Below are 17,270 nucleotides of genomic sequence, written 5' to 3'. Positions count from 1 at the left end.
AATTCCTCGTCATTATATTATGGTACAGGAGAAATCTAACCAAACCACATTTTTATTACGTTTTTTGTGGAACTCCTTATGAGAGACAAGGAGTACACACATATCCGCCTTCTCAATACCGTTTTGGTTCAACTCAATAGACCCATTTTGTAGCGAGGCAGGTAAAGTAGCGATGTTTGGTTCTACAACGACGATTTGCCCTGAAAAGCTGCCGCAAAGCCTACGTACGATTTCCAAGGCCGGACTTTCCCGCAAATCGTCAATATCGGGCTTAAATGTAATCCCATAGCAAGCAATGGTCACATCGGCCGCCGTTTTTTCGGGATGTTCAAGCAAGAACTTGCCAATTTCCGCGTGGATCTTTTCCAAAACCCATTCCGGCTTATAGTCATTCACTTCGCGGGCTGTACGAATAAGCCGCGCCTCATCGGGTGACGAGGAAACAATGAACCACGGGTCAACGGCAATGCAGTGTCCGCCTACGCCCGGGCCTGGTTGCAAGATGTTTACTCGTGGGTGGCGATTGGCCAGGCGGATAAGTTCCCACACGTCAATATCTTGCTTGTCGCAGATCATTGAGAGTTCATTCGCAAAGGCGATGTTGACATCTCGAAAGCTGTTCTCAGTCAATTTTGCCATCTCGGCAACTCGAGGCCCGCTTGCCTCAACACATTCGCCTTCAACAAAGGCCTTATAAAGCTTGGTTGCTTGCGCCGAGCATTTGGGCGTCATCCCGCCGATTATGCGATCATTTGTAATGAGTTCCTGCATCACTTTGCCCGGTAAGACGCGTTCTGGGCAGTGAGCTACACGAATATCTGAATCCTCACCTGCAGATTGCGGAAAAGTTAGGTCAGGCCGTGCTTCTGCCAACCATTCGGCCATTCTTTCGGTTGCACCGACAGGCGAGGTAGACTCCAAAATAACAAGATCGCCACTTTTCAGCACCGGAGCTATAGATTTTGCAGCAGCTTCGATGTAGCTGAGATCTGGCTCATGATTTTCGCCTTTAAAAGGCGTCGGCACGGCAATTAGGAAAGCCTCCGCCTCTTCTGCTTGAGTAGTTGCGCGCAGAAATCCTTGTGAAACGGCCGCATGTACCACCATATCCAGATCAGGTTCTACAATATGAATTTCACCACGATTGATCGTATCAACCGCTTTTTCATTCACATCAACACCAACAACCTTAATTTTGCGCGCAGCAAACATGGCAGCAGTGGGCAGGCCAATATATCCTAAACCAATGACTGAAATCTTTTCGAAGCTCATGAAACATCCACCAAAATATTACAAATGCGCGCGCACGCTTTCCCGTCGCCATACGGATTATGAGCATAGCTCATTTCCTGGTAAGCCGTGCTGCTTTCTAATAGGTCAGAGATATTTTCAACGATCCGGTTAACATCTGTTCCCACCAACTTTACAGTTCCGGCTTCAACGGCCTCCGGTCGTTCAGTTGTATCACGCATAACCAATACTGGTTTGCCAAGGCTTGGTGCTTCTTCTTGAATCCCACCGCTATCGGTTAGAATGATATGTGCTTTGTTCATCAAATAAACGAAGGGCAAATAATCAAGTGGATCAATCAAATGGATGTTTGATGCGCCAGCTAAAATACGATGAACTGGCTCCTGCACTTGTGGATTAAGATGTACGGGATAGACAATCTCAACTTGCTCACAATGTTTTTCAGCCAGTTTATGTAAGGCCTGACAAATATTTTCAAAGCCCTGGCCAAAACTTTCACGCCGGTGACCCGTCACCAAGATAATTTTCTTGTTAGGTGACAAGAAAGAAAACTGGTCAGCTAATTTCTGATTGAGAGAGGCGTCTGTCAAAACCTTATCTTTAGCCATCTGAAGCGCATCAATAACTGTATTTCCCGTTACAAATATTTTTTCGTCAGGAACATGCTCTGAACGGAGGTTTTCTGCGGCCCATTCGGTTGGCGCAAAATGATAAGACGTAATGGCGCCTGTAATCTTTCGATTGCCCTCTTCCGGCCAAGGTGAAAATAAATTGCCAGTCCGAAGGCCGGCTTCAACATGACCGACAGAAATTTTGTTAAAATAGGCGGCTATGCCGGCGGCAGATGTCGTGGCAGTATCACCATGGACAAGCACGATATCTGGACAAAAATCATCAAAGACTGGTTGTAGGCCCGTTAAAATTTTAGCGGTGACCTGCGTCAATCCTTGCCCTTTCTTCATTATATCGAGATCATAATCAGGGTCGACTTCAAACGCGGCGAGAACCTGATCCAACATTTCTCTATGCTGCGCGGTCACACAGACTTTTGCATCAAAACGGCTATCAGCTTGTATCTGCTTAACAAGTGGCGCCATTTTTATCGCTTCGGGCCGTGTCCCGAACACAAATAGAATTTTCTTGTTCATTGAATTTTACCGGTACCAAGAGGTTGCTGTAGCGCGCCAGCTTCAGAAGTGAGTTGATCAATCTCGTTCTTTAGTTCGTTAAACTCAATTCGCTTCAATTCAAGAAACTTAAGGGTCAGTCGCGCTTTTTCGCTAAAGCCCTTCGGTGTCAATAAATATGCGTAATTAGATTTTTTTCCAGATGACTTGAAATTATTTAGTTTAATCAACCCCTTATCAATAAGGGCATTAATGCAATAATATGCAGCACCGTTGGAAATCCCAACTAACTTTGCAATCTCACGTGAGCTTAAATTTGGATCGCTGTCAAAATGGCGGAGGACACGCAAACGTGTCTCTTCCTGTACCTGCTCTCGTCGACTTGCCATCTCACCGCCAAACAAACATATTCAAAGATAGTAAATTTTTAAAATAACGAGCGAATCAAATTCATTTTGCCGCTCAAGTTTGAACACCTAACCTTCATTTATCTCTCAATCAAGATAGCTTCTTCGTATTTTTTTCTCGCAAATGGTCAATTTGTTCGATAGTCGATGCAATTAAAATTTGATTAGGTGGGGCGATGTTTCACAATTCTCTTTCAGTGATTTTTATATTTAGCATGTTCGGACTGCCAATTGTATTTGGCTCACTAGCCGGCGTTGTACCTCTTATTTGTGGACTAATTTGGCTTGTTTTTTACCTCACAACCTGCCAATGGCGAAAAGTAAATTTGCCGACTTTCCAGAAGATTTGGCTGCTAGTAGCGATTTGCTTTTTTGTTCAATTCGCAGCTGTCGATTTCAGTTGGAATAGCGTTCAGTACGGCTTTAACACAATGGCCTACATTTTAGCGATTGGTGTCTTGTCTAACTTTGTTGTTTCAAGAGAAAGTACTAATTTCTACATTGTCATTGCATTTGTCGCGCTAACCGGACTTTTAATTGGTTCAGGTTGGGCAATTTACGAGCATCATTTTTTAGGAAAATATCGAATTGCCCCAATTGCGGGTGGTGGTCCAAATTTAATCGCTCGAATTGCTGTAATATTGGCCATATTTTCGTCGACAATGCTTCTTTTGAAAAAAATATCGCTTCGTTTCCGTATCATTTCATATGCTCTCGGATGCGGCGCATCAATTTTGATTGTCTTATATTCCGGTTCGAGGGGAGCCATTTTGAGCTTCCCAATATTGCTTTTAGCTCCACTTCTATTTGCATTACCAAAAAAATGGGCGTTTTCATTTTCAGGATGGCTTGCAGTTTTTACATTTGTAATTTTGGTGCTTACATGTGTGGCGCTTTTTGACCAAACAGGCTTTATTGATAGCTTAAACGTCCGTTTAATTTCCGTGATATCTGGCGAAAACATGGATGCCTCAACATTGATCCGCTACCAAATGTGGCAGGTGGCGTTTCAGTCTTTCTTAGAACATCCGATTATCGGCACAGGTTGGCACAGTTTCATTGCCGTAACTGAGGGAACCATGTTGGAGAGCTTCGCGGCCAAAGGACAATACTTCAACTTCCATTCCGACATTGCCAACTTCGCTGTAGCTGGCGGCATTGTTGGCTTGACCCTATATTTCCTACTTCTGTTTGCACCGCTTCTCCTCTGGGACACGCCCAAAGATCATCCTTACTTCCGGGTGCGTTTTTATTGGGCGGTGACGATGCCTATTTTATATCTTGTGTTGGGCCTGACTGATATGGTGATGGGGTTTGACTATCCGACGATGTTCTATGCCTTTTCCTTTGCAATTATCTGGGGGCTGACAGAGCAAAAGAAGGGATTGGACATTGAAGATGTGGCACAGGTTTCTGCAGATGAAACAGGTCCCTCCAAGTGACGAAAAAATTGGTCATCATTTAATATTGCCTTTTATTTTATATAGATAGCAGAACTCCATCTTGCTTATTGCGTTGGGATTTAGGCGCTGTCCTAAACTGCACAATTTTTGTCTCTGGATAACCGAGCGAAGATGCTGCGGCCGAGGTTAAGTGTGCCAATTTGTGCTTTTTTCGCCATGCCGGACAGATATCCTGCTGGGTTCTGGACTTCACCGGCAATGTGTTTTTCGTAAGTTAAGCCGATTGCAACCGCGGAAGGATAGATTCCGAGCTGTGTGGTTAGGCGGTTCCAATGATCTGGTGTGATGCCAATCATCAATCCCATTTGCTGTGATGCACTTTTTAGGTCTTCCCAACCTCTGAGCTGACCACAAAGCTCTGTCGCTAGCTTTATATAATTGGGACATACCTGATTGAATGTTTCAAACGTGAATCCACGCTCCTGCGGTAGATTATCCGGCACGGCTGGCTTAGTTTTACAGTTTAAATGAGAATGATTTGTATTTTGTATATGGGGTTCAATTTTGAGCTGGCTGGGGTTCGTATTTTCGGTTATTTTTTCGGATGATGCTTTTTGTGTTGAGGGCAAATCCAAAGCGCCGGCGAACAGTTCTTCGATGATGTGATAGAGATTAGTGAGCTTTTCTAAAGCCACTTTCATTGCCCCCTGCTCTTTTTTTGAATTTGGCAAATTGGACAGTATTTCATTGAACTCGCGCTCCAACTGTTTCCAATGACCCGCTAGGCCGCCTTCAATGGCCTCCACAAGTCGTGCGCGGATAGAACGGCGTGTACGGGTGAGCTCTTTACGCAATTGCTGCTGTTGTGCCCGTTCAGCCATAATCTTTTGGTGAAGGGCTTCAAGCTCCCCTGCCCGCGCGGCAAGTGGGCTGAGATCAAAGCCGTATGCTTCGACAATGTTCCCCTGCCCGTCGCGATGGCCATAGCGTTTGCCGTTAGGGCTGTCGTGAAAGCTGATGAGGCCGAGTTCGCCTAGGCGGCGTAAATGGCGCTTGAGTGCGGGAAGGCTAAAGCCTGTTTGATCCATCAAATATTGATTGGAGGGCCAAACGAAAGGGCGTTGCCCCTGCTCCCAATCTTGAGGTTTGGAGAAGGCGAAAAGGATGTCGAGCAGCATCAATTGTGCGGGCTTCATGCCGATATGAGCGGCTACTTTTTTGACTGCGATGATTGCCTTTGATTTGGGTACAGAAAGCCCTTCACCGACTTGCGCATGCATTTCTGCTGCAACAAGACCCGGTGTCGGCTTGCGCCAACCTAGATTTTGCATAATTTCTCAAAATTCAGACAAAGAAATACAGCTTGCCAAACATGAATGCTTGACATTTTTGGTCTAAAGTGATTCCTTGATAGGTGCTTAAGTTATCGAGGAAGGCTTTCAGACTGTCGGGTTTGGAGGCCTTTTTCTTTGCTTAAATTTCCTTTCCTGGTTCGTTGTGTTTAAAACCTTGTCAGTTGACAAGGTGAGTCATGATTTTCCGCGATGGCGACTATATTTCTCGAGAAGCGCTTCCATTTCGCTTTCGAGAAATTCGGCAAATTCAACCTGGTGTTGCTTTTTGAGCTTAATCCGAACCTCGTTTTTGCCCTTCTGCATGGTGCCCACCTCACCTAGCGATAAGGACGGCTCCCTAGATTTGCTGGGCTTTTCGGGTTTTGCGAGCTTTAGTATAAGGCTGAATCGGTCATCCGGAGATAAGTTTTTTTGAACCTTGTCATCTGACAAGGTGTTCAAAAGCTGATCTTCATCCACGCCCTCTTTCAAACGGTCAGCAAGCTCGATCCATCTTGGTCGGCCAATGCCGGGCGCACGCCCCACCAGCTGGATGAGGTGGGCACCAACTTGCTTGATCACATAGCGAAACTTTGAAAGTTGCGCATCGTCCACATTTAGCGCAGCTTTGATGTCTTTGGGTTTTAGGCCTGCGCGATGCATTTCATCGGCAAAAAGAGCGCGCTCAATCCAACTCAGATCCTGTCGATTGGCGTTCTCGATGCCTTGTGCGACCACAAGATCACGATCAGAGTAGTCAACGAGAATGGCTTTAACAGGGAGACCTAATTCTTTAAGCGCTCGCCAGCGGCGATGGCCGTAAACAATTTGATGGCGATCACTTTGTTGCGGGTGCAGGCGCACGGTGATGGGAACCTGCTGTCCCTCATCGCGCATGCTTTGCTTAAACTGTTCAAAAGCGGCCGGATCATCATCCGGCAAGCGATCTTGAAAAGGCGAGGGGTCAATCTTCTCGGGATCCAGTTTCAAAATCTTATCAGCGCTTTGCGCTTGCGCCAGCAATTGATCTCGTTCCTCACGTAACTGAGAAAGCGTGCGTTGAGTGGTGCCAATAATGCCTGCAGCCACTCGGTTTGGTGGCTTTTGTTTGTCGTCAGAGTTTGGCTCAGCGGCTTTCGGTTTGGCGCTGTCGCCAGTTAGGTCGCCAAAGCTTGAAACAATAGATTTGCGCTTGCTCATTTCCGCCCCCAGGCTTCATGGATCAAATCGACCAGTGCGCCATTCACCAAATCCATAGCTTCGCGGGCGCGCTTTAGTGTGTTGCGCTGCACTTCGCCTGCTTCCACTTCATAGATGGAGCGTTTGCCCAACCCGGCAGCTTCGACAGCTGTGCTCTCAAGTGCGGTGGGCAACAGCACATCAGTGGCGAAAAGGTGACGCAACAGGCCAACAATTTGGGCTTGTGCCTGATCGTTGGGATCATGGCGGGTCACCAAATAGCGCATAAAGTCTTTTTGCATGGTGGCGCCCGCATTGCGGATCACGCCCACAAGGTCGCCCATCATCAACAAAAATTGGTTCATGGAAGCCACATCCATCATGGCCGGGTGCACGGTGATCAAAAGTCCGGTGGCGGCATAAAGCGACGCCAGGGTCAAATATCCGAGGGAAGGGGGCGTATCCAAGATAACGATGTCGTAATCATCATCGACTTGCTTCAGCGCCTGGTCCAGCCGTTCAAAAAAGATCGAACCGTGATTGTTTTCGTTTAGTGCCAGCACCCGCGGGGTGTCATATTCAAACTCCATCACCTCAATATTGCCGGGAATCAAATCCAAGCCGGGGAAATAGGTTTTGCGGATCACGTCGCGAATTGGCCGCTGCTGATCATCATAGCGCAGGGCCGCATAAATGGTTTCATTGCTGGCCACGTCAAATTCAGGCTGGGTGCCGAACATGGCCGACATGGAGGCCTGCGGGTCCAAATCAATGGCCAAAACGCGATAGCCCTGCAGCGCCAAATAATGGGCGAGATGCACGCTTGATGTGGTCTTCGCGCTGCCGCCTTTAAAGTTGGCAATGGCCAAAACCTGCAAATGTTCGCCCTCGCGCCGATGCGGCAAATAAGTGAGCGCGTCATTTGGGTTCTTTTCAGCAAAATACTGCCGCAGCTCGTTAATTTGCTCGAGCGTATAGGCGCGGTGGTTGTTTTCCAGCCGTTCCGGCGTGGGGCCTTTGCCCTCAATGGATAGCGTGCGCAAGCTGGATTCTGAGATGGAGGTGAGCTTTGCCACCTCTGGTGTCATAAAGCGGCGTAGCGATTTTTGCGCCTGCGGCGGATACATCCGCTCGCGCAGATTTTGCAACTGATTTGACAGCATCTCAGCATGCCGCAAAATCTTGTCGACGGAATCTTCTTCGTCTGGGTTGACGCTAATCAAATCTTCTGTTGCCATTTTCTGCTCTGACGTAAAAAATCACTTTGACGGCTTTTTTGCGTCAGAAAGTTGCCACAGATTCGCGATTCCGTCCAGAAATTTAAGGTTAACGCTTGGTTAAGCGGGGTACAAGCGCCTCGCAACGCTAAAATTTGGACACATAGGCATGTGCAATTTTTAGCTTTGATCCAATCCCACTGCCCAATCACCAAACTCTATACCATTTGGTAGAGGCGGCAATTCATTTGGCTTGCTAACGGTGGGCCAATTGGTCAGTTGGAGCTTGAAATATGCGATTTACGGCAAAATCCACCCGGTTGAGCCTTGCGGTGGTGGTGATGTTGTCCGGATTTGTGCCTTTGGCAGGGGCGCAAGAGGAAATGTCTGCGGAAGAACAGGCGCGCTTGGCAGCAGCCGACAATGGTGCGGCAGTAGCGCAAACATTGGCGCTTCCCTTTGTTGATCCGTTTGATGGGAATGCTTTGTCGGCATCCTGGGTAGTTCAAAATGAGAATTTGGACAAATATGTGCTGGAAGCCGGCGATATTTTTGTGCTTGAAAATGGCGGCACGGCCACGCCGGACAATGCAGAGGCAGACAATATTTTCACCCTTGATGGTGGATTGCCTGCGGGTGATTTCACCATGCAGATTTCCGCCAAGTTGGAAACTAAAACCGGCGAAGAGAGCGTTTGGATCGGTTTGCGCGAAGATGAGGATAATTACATCGCGGCGCAATTATATGCCCACACGAAGGGCTGCGGCACTGCGCTTTATCTGCATGTGGAAAGTTCGCGGAATTTGACTGAAGGGGAAAAGCCAACGGTCACTCAGTTCACCAGCAATCTATTTGACGGGCCATTGCTCGACAATATTTGCAGCGATGGACCGCGCGCCATTGCTGACGAGGCCTTGGTGGCCCTGTTTGAGGAAGGGTTTGACCTTCGGCTTACCCGTACGGGCTTTCAATATCATGCTGGGGTAACGCTCAATATGCCCGCTTTAGGCAACCAGCCTGCTGGTGCTTACGAGTTTGCCACACGCCGCTTGGCGCGGACGGAAAATTTCGGGCAGCCCTTTTTCATGTTGGGGCAGTTCAAAAAAGCCGGGTCGGGCGAAAGCACGGCACTATTCCAAGAAATGCGTATTGAGGCGGGCCAATGATAAAAGATTTGATTCACAAAACATCATCATTCTTGGCCATCAGTGCATTGAGCCTCGGTTTGGGCGGTGTGGCACAGGCGCAAGAGGTGGAAATGGACAGTGCTGTGCAGATGGTGCGGCTCTTTTTCGCGGATCATTCCACGCGCTTTATCGCGGGCGATGAGCCATTGCTCAACGAGGCCAAGGCGGCGGAAAAATATATGGTCGATGATTTGGCCATTGACGGACTGCAGGGCCAATTGGGCGCTGATCCGGTATTTTGCGGGCAGGATGCTGAAATTGCAGATTTGCAGATCATGCCAGACCCCGAATTGCCAATGTTGCGCGGTGCGGCGCAAGTGCGAGTGAACTTCACCAATTTTGGCCGCCCCACATCGACCCTTTACACCTTGGTGCAATGGAAACCGGGGGAAGAATGGCAGATTAGCGATATTTATTGCGAGACGGACGATTGGTCTCTTGTGCAGGCGATGCGCGAAATGGGCATTTCATATGCGCCAAATGATGGGACTGAAACCACTTTGAACATGGCGGATGCCCAGATGGACGATCCTGATGAGCAGGTTGGCATGGAGCAAGGGGATTTGCCGGGCAATGGGCAACCGGGGGAGGGGAGCGATTTGCTCTTCATTCTCGATGGATCCGGGTCCATGTGGGGGCAGATTGACGGGGTGGCGAAAATCACCACCGCCAAACAGGCGCTTAAGGGCCTTGTTGGCGATTTGCCTTCGACCACACGCGTGGGCTTGATGGCTTATGGCCATCGGCGCGAAGGTGATTGTGCTGACACAGAAATTTTGATGCCTGTTGCGGACCATGCTTCGGGCCAAATGGGGCCCGCTATTGATGGCGTAAGCCCGCGTGGCAAAACGCCAATTGCAGGTGCATTGGCGGAAGCAGCAGATGCTTTTCCAAGTGCAGATCGCCGGGCAAATATCTTGTTGATCTCAGATGGTTTGGAAACATGTGGTGGCGATCCATGCGCGGCAGCGGCTGAATTGGCGGCGCAGGGCGTGGACACGCGGGTGCATGTGGTTGGCTTTGACCTGAGCGACGAAGAAGCACAGGCGCTGCAATGTATCGCGGATAATGGCAATGGCAATTATTATGCTGCGGCCAATGCCGATGAGTTTGTAGATGCGGTGGAGCAAGCCGTTGCGGACACGGAGGCACCAGCAGAACCGGAACCAGCACCCGCGCCAGAACCTGAGCCGGTGGCCAGCAAATATTTCGAAGAAAATTTTGATGGTCCAGCACTTGATGCGGCGTGGTCAATAGAGCAGGAATTGGCCGATGCCAAAGCCTTGAACGGGGCAGGGGAGATATTTGTCTCCGCCTTTGGGCGCAACAATTTCTACGATCATGCGGAGGCACAAAACCGCTATATTTTGGACAAGCCATTGCCGGCGGGTGATTTTGACCTGACGATGCAGGTGCGGTTCCCCATCCAAACGGGCAGTGAACATGCTTGGCTATCGCTCTATGACAATGCGGCCAATCAAATTGGCGCCCTGCTATGGGCTGAATGGAAAGGCTGCGGCCCGAGCATCAATTTGTCCTTGATTAAAGTGGCAGGTGCTGAAGGTGAAAAGCCGGAGAAAACGCAGTTCAAATCCGTGCTGTTTGATGGGCCAGTGATCGACAATATTTGCAGTGCCGGGCCGCGCGCGGATGCGGACAAAATTTTGCAGATGCTGGCGGATGAGGGGGCGAAGCTAACCCTGAAGCGACGCGGGCGGAAGCTGACGGCATCGGTTACGCTGAATGTGCCCGCCATGGGCGACAATCCGGCCCAAAGCGTGACGGTGGAGAGCGAAGAAATCACCAGCTTGCGCCTTTCTGGCCGGCCAAGTTTCTTCCTTGGTCAATGGAATGGTGGTGCGCCGGGCGAAAGCCACTATTTCGTCGATCAATTTGCGATTGAGCAATTGCAATGACCCGGCTGATCCCGCTGATGTTCATCGCGTTGCTTGGCATGGGCCAAATGGCCCTTGCCCAAAGCGCCGACCATTTGCGATGCGCGGCGGGGTTTGGCTGCCAAGGTTTGGGGGTGGATGCCGACGATGCCTTGGTGTTGTTGGGGGTGGAAACGCAAGATCAGGCAACCGATCTTTACATTCAGAAATATCCTGATCGTTATTTTGAAGATGCATTTCCCGAACCCGGTGAGCCGGAAAATCCGGCTCAACTTGATAAGGGTGGCGAGGATAGCGCCATCCAGCTTTTCGACGGTGATGAGGCACCCACCAAGGAGATCGATTTGTTTGACGGTTCGGAAACGGACCAGAAGGAAATTGATTTATTTGAACCTGACCAAACTGCCGCATCGGGTGATCATCCCGTCGAATTCACCAATCTCGAAGGCTATAGCGAAAAACCTTGCGCAGGCTGGTTGATTAAGAACCCCAAATTTCCGCACGCACAGGCAGCTGGCGTCAGCGTTTGTCTAGACCAAAAGGGCTTTTCGTCAGAAAATTGCGGGTTGCCTGCCGCCAATCCCATTTGCGTTATTCAGCGCAAATCTAAGGCTGCATGTTTTGGCCTGACCACCACGTCCCGCGCTGTGAACATCGCCGCTGTATGCCAAGGCCAATGCACGGCATTTTCTTACATTGTTTGTCGATAGTCTCACCCATATGGGAGAGGCCAAATGCCTTTGTCGCCAATAGGTTGGTCTCAGTTCAGACCGGGGGCGGTTAGAGGAGAGACTAATGAAAAAATTGACACTGGGCGCTGCCTTTACAGCATTTTCACTTCTGGGGTTTGCGGCGCCATCGGTGGCGGCAGATTGCGTAAAAAACTATGTGTTTAAAAACGTCACGGACACCGATATTCGGTTTAAAATTGAATCGCGCACTCGTGCGAATGCCACATGGTACTCTGGCGGCATCAAAGCGCCGATCACCTATGGTGGGCGTTTCGACACGATCAAGGCGGGCGAGCAAGTGAGTGGCACCATCACCTATAAAATTGTGGGGTGCAGCGTGAAGCGCAAAGTGCGGATCAAACTGACATGCAAAAACCCGACAACAAACCGCTATGTTGGCAACCGCGTGATCAATGTGGCGCAGGGCAAAATGCACCGGGTTTATGATTTGAAATCAGATCTACATTGCAACAATCGATAATTATTTGAGCCAGCCAATGGGGCCGGACATAAGCCGGGCGGAAAGTTCCGCCTGGCTGTGCACCCCAACTTTTTGAAAGCTCTTTTTCAAATGGCCGCGCACGGTGCTGACATAAATGCCCAACTGCTCGGCGATTTCATCCAAACTTTGGCCCGCTGCCACGCCCAATGCGATTTCGGCTTCCTTGCCCGTTAGGCCATAGGCCAATTCCGCCAACACTTTTTTATCGCCGCTGATCTCGCCAGCTTGTGTGCCAGTGCGGGCGATCAAAATGGAGGCGGGCTTTTTGCGCTGTAGCCCGGTTTGGTGCAGGGCAGGGGGGTAAAACTGAAAGCCGACAGGCTTTTCCTGAAAGATGATCACGCGATCCTTGCCCGCTTCTTCATCATTGGCTGAGGCCAATAAAAGCCGTGTGGCCCGATGGTCATAGCTATCCTGATTGCCTTGGGCCACTAAATCAGGAAAGAGATGATTGAGCAGCGAACGATAGGTTTCGTTTGCATGTAGCAGCTCGCCATCCCGATCCAGAATCGCGACGCCGATTTGCAGTTTCTCCACCACGGTTTGCAGCAAAATGCCCAAAGTGGCATTCATCATCACCTGCTGGTTGAGGGTAAAGGCCCGTTCCCAATGGGGCATTAATTGGCTGATCCGCGCTTGCATATCTTCTTCTGACACATCGCCCTCAAGCTCTGCATCATAGATCATGCGATAGATCACCTCGGTCCAGCGGCTTTCATCGTCAATGGCGTTGTAGCAAAGCTCTACCAGTTCGCTGGCCCCAAGCTCTGTATTTTGCGCCGTGCCCATATGGGTAATCATGCTGCTGGCCAAATCGGCTACAGCCATTTCTTCATGGTCCGCCTGCGGCCGATGGGTGCCTTCGGCCCAATCCAACACCCGCTGGCTGATTTGATATTTATCTTCTTCCAAAAACAAAGCGGAGCGCGCGCCATTCACCCGTTCTGAGGCCACATCATCAATGCCGATTTGATGCAAAAACCGCTCGATCGGGGCGAGAAACCCGCCATCGCGCAACATGGCGTCTTCGCCGCCAAACATCATCAGGCACCGCGTGCCTGGTTTCATCTTGGCGTCTTTCGGCCAGCGCCAAGCTGAAAGCATGCCTTCAAATATGTTCGACCAATAGGCCGGCGTCGGGATCGGCCAGCCGTAAGGGTCGTTCACTACTTTTTGAATCAATGCACGGTCCGAGCTCATCACGTCAGCGGGGTGGTTGCGATCTTTCAAATGACTGCCCAAAAAGGCATAGAGGTGATGAAGCGGTTGTTCATCCGGCGCATCGGGTTTTCTCATCCGCATGCGCGCCAAAGCGAAGGCTTTGCCGAAAAGAGCAAGAGTTTTCTGGTTTGGCGGCGGTGAGATCAAGACGATATGTTTGGCTAGGTCCGGCCAGTCTTTCATCACTTCCAGAGTCAGCAGGGCGGTGATGTTGGGCACCACCACCATGCGGTTTTCCCATGCAATGTGCTCGAAGCTATTTTCCAAAAAGTGGCGCATATCCGCCACCGCGTCTTGCCATCCGCTTTTGGCGGGCAAATGGCCCAAAATATGCGCATTGTCGGTGCTGCGGCCATGGCCGCGCACATCGCCGGAAAAAACATGCCAGCCTTGGCGTTGAAAACCTTCAGCCAACGGCCCCAACATGCCCGAATGGGTGGGTTGGGAATGGCCCAAAAAAACGGCGCGTTCTGCGCTGCTTGTGGAAGGTTTCCACTGACGAAATAAAAGGGTTGGCCCCGACTTTTGGGGCAAAAGACGATAATCCATACATGTCCTCCGGCACCAATTTGGCACGAGTGACCTTTGGTTTGAAGAGGGCGCGCAAAATTAGTTGCAAAATTCACATTTGCAACCGCGCATAAATCTGTGATGAAGCCTATTCGATATAGGGTTTGATGCCCAATTTAGCGCTTTCAAATTCGCGTGATAGCTCGCACAGCAATTCATCAATGCGATCAGGCATGGCATTTTTGCCAACCAGCTTATCCTGCGCCATGAAATACAGCACATCATCATCCAGCACGAAGCCCACCTTGTGGTAGCGATGGTGCAGCGCCAACATGGCATCTTGCGTTGCCGGGGTTAAAATGCGCATCACTTCCAAGTCGGGGGTATGTTGGGATTGGCCTTTGTCCAAATAGCGACCTGAAATTTTAAACCGATCATTGAAGTCCATGCTTTCGGTTTTGATGTCGCGGTCCAAGGGCCCTTTGTGCAGTATATTTTCTGGCTGGATCACCACACGCACACCGGTTTTACGGTCGATCTTATAGGCGCCAAGTAGGCTGAAAAACTGGCCATATCCCCCTTGGCCGCCAAAATTATCGCGGCGTAAATTGGGGTCGGCCGCCAAACCGGCTTCCATTTGCATGGAGCCAAGGGCGAGCCAAAAGGGCAAACTGTCTTCGCGGCTTTCGCCCCAAAATTCCCCGTCAAAATAAGCCCCAACATAAGCGCCTACTTGCACTTTGGTGAGCTCGGGTACTTCCGCCTCAATCTTTTCGGCTCGCTCAGATTTGACAGATGTGGCGCGTCGTTCAATGCCGTCGCTGGTGCTCGACGCCACATAGCTCAATTGCCGCTCCATCAAATCGGGCGTGTAGCTCCAATTTTGGCTTTGTGCCAGTTTCACCCGCCTGATGGTTTTGCGGCCATGTTCATTTTCAAAATGATCAGCCAGCAAAAATGCGCCCATAAAAACAGTGGCCGCCACCGTGCTGTAAATGGGGAAGCTGCCGATCACCATGCCTTCGATGATGACGCCTACAAAGCTCAGCGCAGCGGCGAGCGGCAAAATCCGTTTCAACCACATGGGCAAAGCAATGCCTTGCTTGATCGTGGAAAGGTCAGGCGTTTTAATGCTGATTTGACCCTCAATCGGGTCCCAATGGGTACGCGCTTTGCTCATGATTGGGCACCGGGCAGATCAATTTTAGGCATATGGGACGCGGACTTTGCTTCGCTGGCGCTCAGGCCGAAAAAGGGTGCTTTCTCCAACCGCATTGTTTGTGCCACCCAATTGGACGGAATCGCATCCAATTGCGTGTTAAACCGTTCCACATTGCCATTATAGAGCCGTCGCGAGGCGGCAATTTGATCTTCGGTTTCTTCCAACTGCTTTTGCAATTCAGAAATGTTTTGCGTGGCTGTAATTTCGGGATGATCTTCTGCATAGGCAAAAAATTCGCGCAAGCCTTGCGTTAGGCTTGCTTCTGCCACTTCGACTTTCTCGATCTCTTGATCAAGCGCGGTCACTGCTTCTTGGCGCACCGCCAAGATTTGGTCGAATAATTTTTCCTCATGTTTGATGGCGCTGCGCACCGCATCCACCAAAGCAGGCACCAAATCATGTCGTCGCTTCAATTGCACCTGAATGCCTGCATAGGCGTTTGAAACCGCGTTTTTGGCGGCAGCAAGCCGATTTTGCAAATAGACATAGCCGCCGATTAAAATCACAACACCAATGATGAGATTGAACATAGATTCCCTCTGAGCAAAAGCCCCCGCGCTTCCTCCATGCCGCAGGTGAGGGGCCGTGGCCTCCCCCAAATGGGGTGGACAAACAAATTTATTGGCACCAACGGGCCTAAATTCTGTCGGCCTGAAGCCTTGGGTTGGCTAGACGCATGATCCTGTTTGCGCATAAGGTGGCGCCGATGGGGGCAGGATTGAATGAATAGTCAATTTTGGTTTGGGCTGATTTTGGCCGCGGCGTTGATTGGGCCATTGGCTTATGCCTTGCTGGGCGCGCGGCAAATCAGCCGCAATGCCTATATTTTTAATGATGGTCAAAGCGGTTTTGCCGCCACCCTTGCAGGCGTCATTTGCGGGAATATGGGCGTGGGCACATTTGTGGCCATCATGTTGTTTTCGCAAGCCAGCCCTGTCATCGGCCTATCGCTTGCACTTGCCTATATGTTGGGCCTGTTCCTTTGCGCTTTCTTGGCGCCCTTTGTGCAACGTTTCGCGCAGCAATATGGCGCATCGGGCCTAGTGGATTTGATTGTGCTGGCACACAATATCAAACATCCCTTTGGTGTATGGCTACCGATTGCTTCGGTGTTTTTGTTGCGGGCCGCGGTACAATTGCTGGCACTGGCTGCCTTGCTCAGCTCGATTTTCACTTTGAGCACTGGGCAGGCGATTTTGCTCTCCACTTTGGTGACCGGTGGATACACCGCCTTTGGCGGTTATCGCGCGGCCACCCGCACAGATATTTTCCAAGCACTATTGATCGTTGGCGGCATGGTCGCTTTGTTTCTGGCCAATTTTGGCACCCTAACCACACCGCAAGCACCCTTTTGGGATTTGGGGCCCTATCGCTGGCCACTTCTGGTGGGCGTGTGGTTGTTTATCCCGGTCAGCGCCGTGTTGGCCGTGGACAATTGGCAGCGCATGGTGGTGGCGAAAGATTTGAATGTGGCCCGCTGGGGCTTTTTGATCGGCGCGCCGCTTTGCGGCATCTGCTATTTGATCATATATTGGCTGGGCGTGAACTCTACACTCATCGGCGACATGAGCGGCACCTTGCGCGCGCTAATGCCGGAAAGTGCACCATGGTTAGCCGATATTTTGCTGATCGCGGTGATCATGTCCACCATCGACACTTTCATCATGCCGCTAATGAGCGGCGCTCAACGCAGCCAATTGCAGGTGCCACAATTGCGCCTGTTGGTCGCAGCGCTTTTTGTGTTTATCGGCCTTCTGGCGTGGCTGTTGGGCGATATGCTGCAAAGTGTTATCGCCGCCTTCAGTGCGCTAGTTGCTTTCTTGCCTGCTGTGTGGGCCACGTTCTTTGTGCCCTACAAAATGCCCCGCACCATCATCGCCTCACTCTGTTTAGGCGTTGTGTCGACATTTCTGTTCACCATGGTCGACGTAAATCTCGCCGCCTTTGTGGGCTTTGTGGTGGCAGGGTTGGTGGTGGGCATTGGGGTATATGCGCGCAGCGCCAAAAAATCTTTTGCCTCGGGCAAAACCTAATTTTCGCGGCCTACGGCCGCGAATTGCTTTGGAACAAAGCAGATCGAAATT

The 17,270-nt window shown here is 50.3% G+C and carries 15 protein-coding genes; 6 read left to right on the top strand and 9 right to left on the bottom strand.

The annotated features are described in order from the left end of the window. Positions 1–12 precede the first annotated feature (12 nt). The 3 genes from wecC to ATL17_RS16355 are packed head-to-tail and all read right to left on the bottom strand — an operon-like array spanning position 13 to position 2,767. Positions 13–1,272 (bottom strand): UDP-N-acetyl-D-mannosamine dehydrogenase, encoded by a 1,260-nt coding sequence (wecC, locus tag ATL17_RS16365; protein WP_133573931.1) that lies wholly within the window; start codon positions 1,270–1,272, stop codon positions 13–15. Next, positions 1,269–2,399, bottom strand: a complete 1,131-nt coding sequence (gene wecB, locus ATL17_RS16360) for a non-hydrolyzing UDP-N-acetylglucosamine 2-epimerase (RefSeq protein WP_133573930.1) — start codon at positions 2,397–2,399, stop codon at positions 1,269–1,271. Before wecB ends, wecC begins: the two co-directional genes overlap by 4 nt. Then, complete coding sequence (locus ATL17_RS16355) at positions 2,396–2,767, bottom strand: MarR family EPS-associated transcriptional regulator (protein ID WP_133573929.1); 372 nt, start codon at positions 2,765–2,767, stop codon at positions 2,396–2,398. Before ATL17_RS16355 ends, wecB begins: the two co-directional genes overlap by 4 nt. 194 nt (positions 2,768–2,961) lie before the next feature. Here ATL17_RS16355 and ATL17_RS16350 point away from each other — a divergent pair, with 194 nt between their 5' ends. Next, positions 2,962–4,227, top strand: coding sequence for an O-antigen ligase family protein (locus ATL17_RS16350; protein WP_133573928.1), 1,266 nt, complete (start codon positions 2,962–2,964; stop codon positions 4,225–4,227). Between the two features lie 92 nt (positions 4,228–4,319). Here the strand turns inward: ATL17_RS16350 and repC are convergent, their stop codons facing one another. The 3 genes from repC to repA all read right to left on the bottom strand — a co-directional run bounded on the left by repC (position 4,320) and on the right by repA (position 7,939). Next, positions 4,320–5,519 (bottom strand): plasmid replication protein RepC, encoded by a 1,200-nt coding sequence (repC, locus tag ATL17_RS16345; protein ID WP_133573927.1) that lies wholly within the window; start codon positions 5,517–5,519, stop codon positions 4,320–4,322. Positions 5,520–5,717: 198 nt separating this feature from the next. After that, on the bottom strand, positions 5,718–6,722 hold the full coding sequence (gene repB / locus ATL17_RS16340; RefSeq protein ID WP_133573926.1) for a plasmid partitioning protein RepB: 1,005 nt from the start codon (positions 6,720–6,722) through the stop codon (positions 5,718–5,720). Continuing rightward, positions 6,719–7,939, bottom strand: coding sequence for a plasmid partitioning protein RepA (gene repA, locus ATL17_RS16335; RefSeq protein ID WP_133573925.1), 1,221 nt, complete (start codon positions 7,937–7,939; stop codon positions 6,719–6,721). The genes repB and repA overlap by 4 nt, the downstream gene beginning before the upstream one ends. A 272-nt stretch (positions 7,940–8,211) precedes the next feature. Between repA and ATL17_RS16330 the strand changes: the two genes are divergently transcribed. From ATL17_RS16330 to ATL17_RS16315, 4 genes are all read left to right on the top strand, one after another. Continuing rightward, a complete protein-coding gene (locus ATL17_RS16330) occupies positions 8,212–9,084 on the top strand; it encodes a hypothetical protein (RefSeq protein WP_133573924.1) in 873 nt (290 codons plus the stop codon). Then, positions 9,081–11,021 (top strand): vWA domain-containing protein, encoded by a 1,941-nt coding sequence (locus ATL17_RS16325; protein WP_133573923.1) that lies wholly within the window; start codon positions 9,081–9,083, stop codon positions 11,019–11,021. The genes ATL17_RS16330 and ATL17_RS16325 overlap by 4 nt, the downstream gene beginning before the upstream one ends. Then, on the top strand, positions 11,018–11,710 hold the full coding sequence (locus ATL17_RS16320) for a hypothetical protein (protein WP_133573922.1): 693 nt from the start codon (positions 11,018–11,020) through the stop codon (positions 11,708–11,710). The genes ATL17_RS16325 and ATL17_RS16320 overlap by 4 nt, the downstream gene beginning before the upstream one ends. Before the next feature lie 85 nt (positions 11,711–11,795). Further along, entirely contained in the window at positions 11,796–12,212 is a 417-nt protein-coding gene (locus ATL17_RS16315) for a hypothetical protein (RefSeq protein WP_133573921.1), read from the top strand. Here the strand turns inward: ATL17_RS16315 and ATL17_RS16310 are convergent, their stop codons facing one another. From ATL17_RS16310 to ATL17_RS16300, 3 genes are all read right to left on the bottom strand, one after another. Beyond that, the gene (locus ATL17_RS16310; RefSeq protein ID WP_133573920.1) at positions 12,213–14,003 is read right to left on the bottom strand and encodes a serine aminopeptidase domain-containing protein; all 1,791 of its coding nucleotides are present in this window, start codon (positions 14,001–14,003) and stop codon (positions 12,213–12,215) included. It abuts the gene before it with no gap. Positions 14,004–14,112: 109 nt separating this feature from the next. After that, the gene (locus tag ATL17_RS16305) at positions 14,113–15,144 is read right to left on the bottom strand and encodes a DUF3137 domain-containing protein (protein ID WP_133573919.1); all 1,032 of its coding nucleotides are present in this window, start codon (positions 15,142–15,144) and stop codon (positions 14,113–14,115) included. Beyond that, on the bottom strand, positions 15,141–15,716 hold the full coding sequence (locus tag ATL17_RS16300) for a LemA family protein (protein ID WP_133573918.1): 576 nt from the start codon (positions 15,714–15,716) through the stop codon (positions 15,141–15,143). Before ATL17_RS16300 ends, ATL17_RS16305 begins: the two co-directional genes overlap by 4 nt. Positions 15,717–15,908: 192 nt before the next feature. Between ATL17_RS16300 and ATL17_RS16295 the strand changes: the two genes are divergently transcribed. After that, positions 15,909–17,219, top strand: a complete 1,311-nt coding sequence (locus ATL17_RS16295) for a sodium:solute symporter family transporter (RefSeq protein WP_133573917.1) — start codon at positions 15,909–15,911, stop codon at positions 17,217–17,219. The last annotated feature ends 51 nt before the right edge of the window (positions 17,220–17,270 follow it).

The sequence above is a fragment of the Maritalea mobilis genome, from assembly GCF_004363175.1.
Lineage (GTDB): Bacteria > Pseudomonadota > Alphaproteobacteria > Rhizobiales > Devosiaceae > Maritalea > Maritalea mobilis.
The sequence above is the reverse complement of the archived record's forward strand: the minus strand, read 5'-3'. Positions and strand labels throughout refer to the sequence as shown.

Coding starts and splice junctions, on each gene's coding strand:
- wecC (WP_133573931.1), bottom strand. CDS start 1,272: ATGAGCTTCGAAAAGATTTCAGTCATTGGTTTAGGATATATTGGCCTG.
- wecB (WP_133573930.1), bottom strand. CDS start 2,399: ATGAACAAGAAAATTCTATTTGTGTTCGGGACACGGCCCGAAGCGATA.
- ATL17_RS16355 (WP_133573929.1), bottom strand. CDS start 2,767: ATGGCAAGTCGACGAGAGCAGGTACAGGAAGAGACACGTTTGCGTGTC.
- ATL17_RS16350 (WP_133573928.1), top strand. CDS start 2,962: ATGTTTCACAATTCTCTTTCAGTGATTTTTATATTTAGCATGTTCGGA.
- repC (WP_133573927.1), bottom strand. CDS start 5,519: ATGCAAAATCTAGGTTGGCGCAAGCCGACACCGGGTCTTGTTGCAGCA.
- repB (WP_133573926.1), bottom strand. CDS start 6,722: ATGAGCAAGCGCAAATCTATTGTTTCAAGCTTTGGCGACCTAACTGGC.
- repA (WP_133573925.1), bottom strand. CDS start 7,939: ATGGCAACAGAAGATTTGATTAGCGTCAACCCAGACGAAGAAGATTCC.
- ATL17_RS16330 (WP_133573924.1), top strand. CDS start 8,212: ATGCGATTTACGGCAAAATCCACCCGGTTGAGCCTTGCGGTGGTGGTG.
- ATL17_RS16325 (WP_133573923.1), top strand. CDS start 9,081: ATGATAAAAGATTTGATTCACAAAACATCATCATTCTTGGCCATCAGT.
- ATL17_RS16320 (WP_133573922.1), top strand. CDS start 11,018: ATGACCCGGCTGATCCCGCTGATGTTCATCGCGTTGCTTGGCATGGGC.
- ATL17_RS16315 (WP_133573921.1), top strand. CDS start 11,796: ATGAAAAAATTGACACTGGGCGCTGCCTTTACAGCATTTTCACTTCTG.
- ATL17_RS16310 (WP_133573920.1), bottom strand. CDS start 14,003: ATGGATTATCGTCTTTTGCCCCAAAAGTCGGGGCCAACCCTTTTATTT.
- ATL17_RS16305 (WP_133573919.1), bottom strand. CDS start 15,144: ATGAGCAAAGCGCGTACCCATTGGGACCCGATTGAGGGTCAAATCAGC.
- ATL17_RS16300 (WP_133573918.1), bottom strand. CDS start 15,716: ATGTTCAATCTCATCATTGGTGTTGTGATTTTAATCGGCGGCTATGTC.
- ATL17_RS16295 (WP_133573917.1), top strand. CDS start 15,909: ATGAATAGTCAATTTTGGTTTGGGCTGATTTTGGCCGCGGCGTTGATT.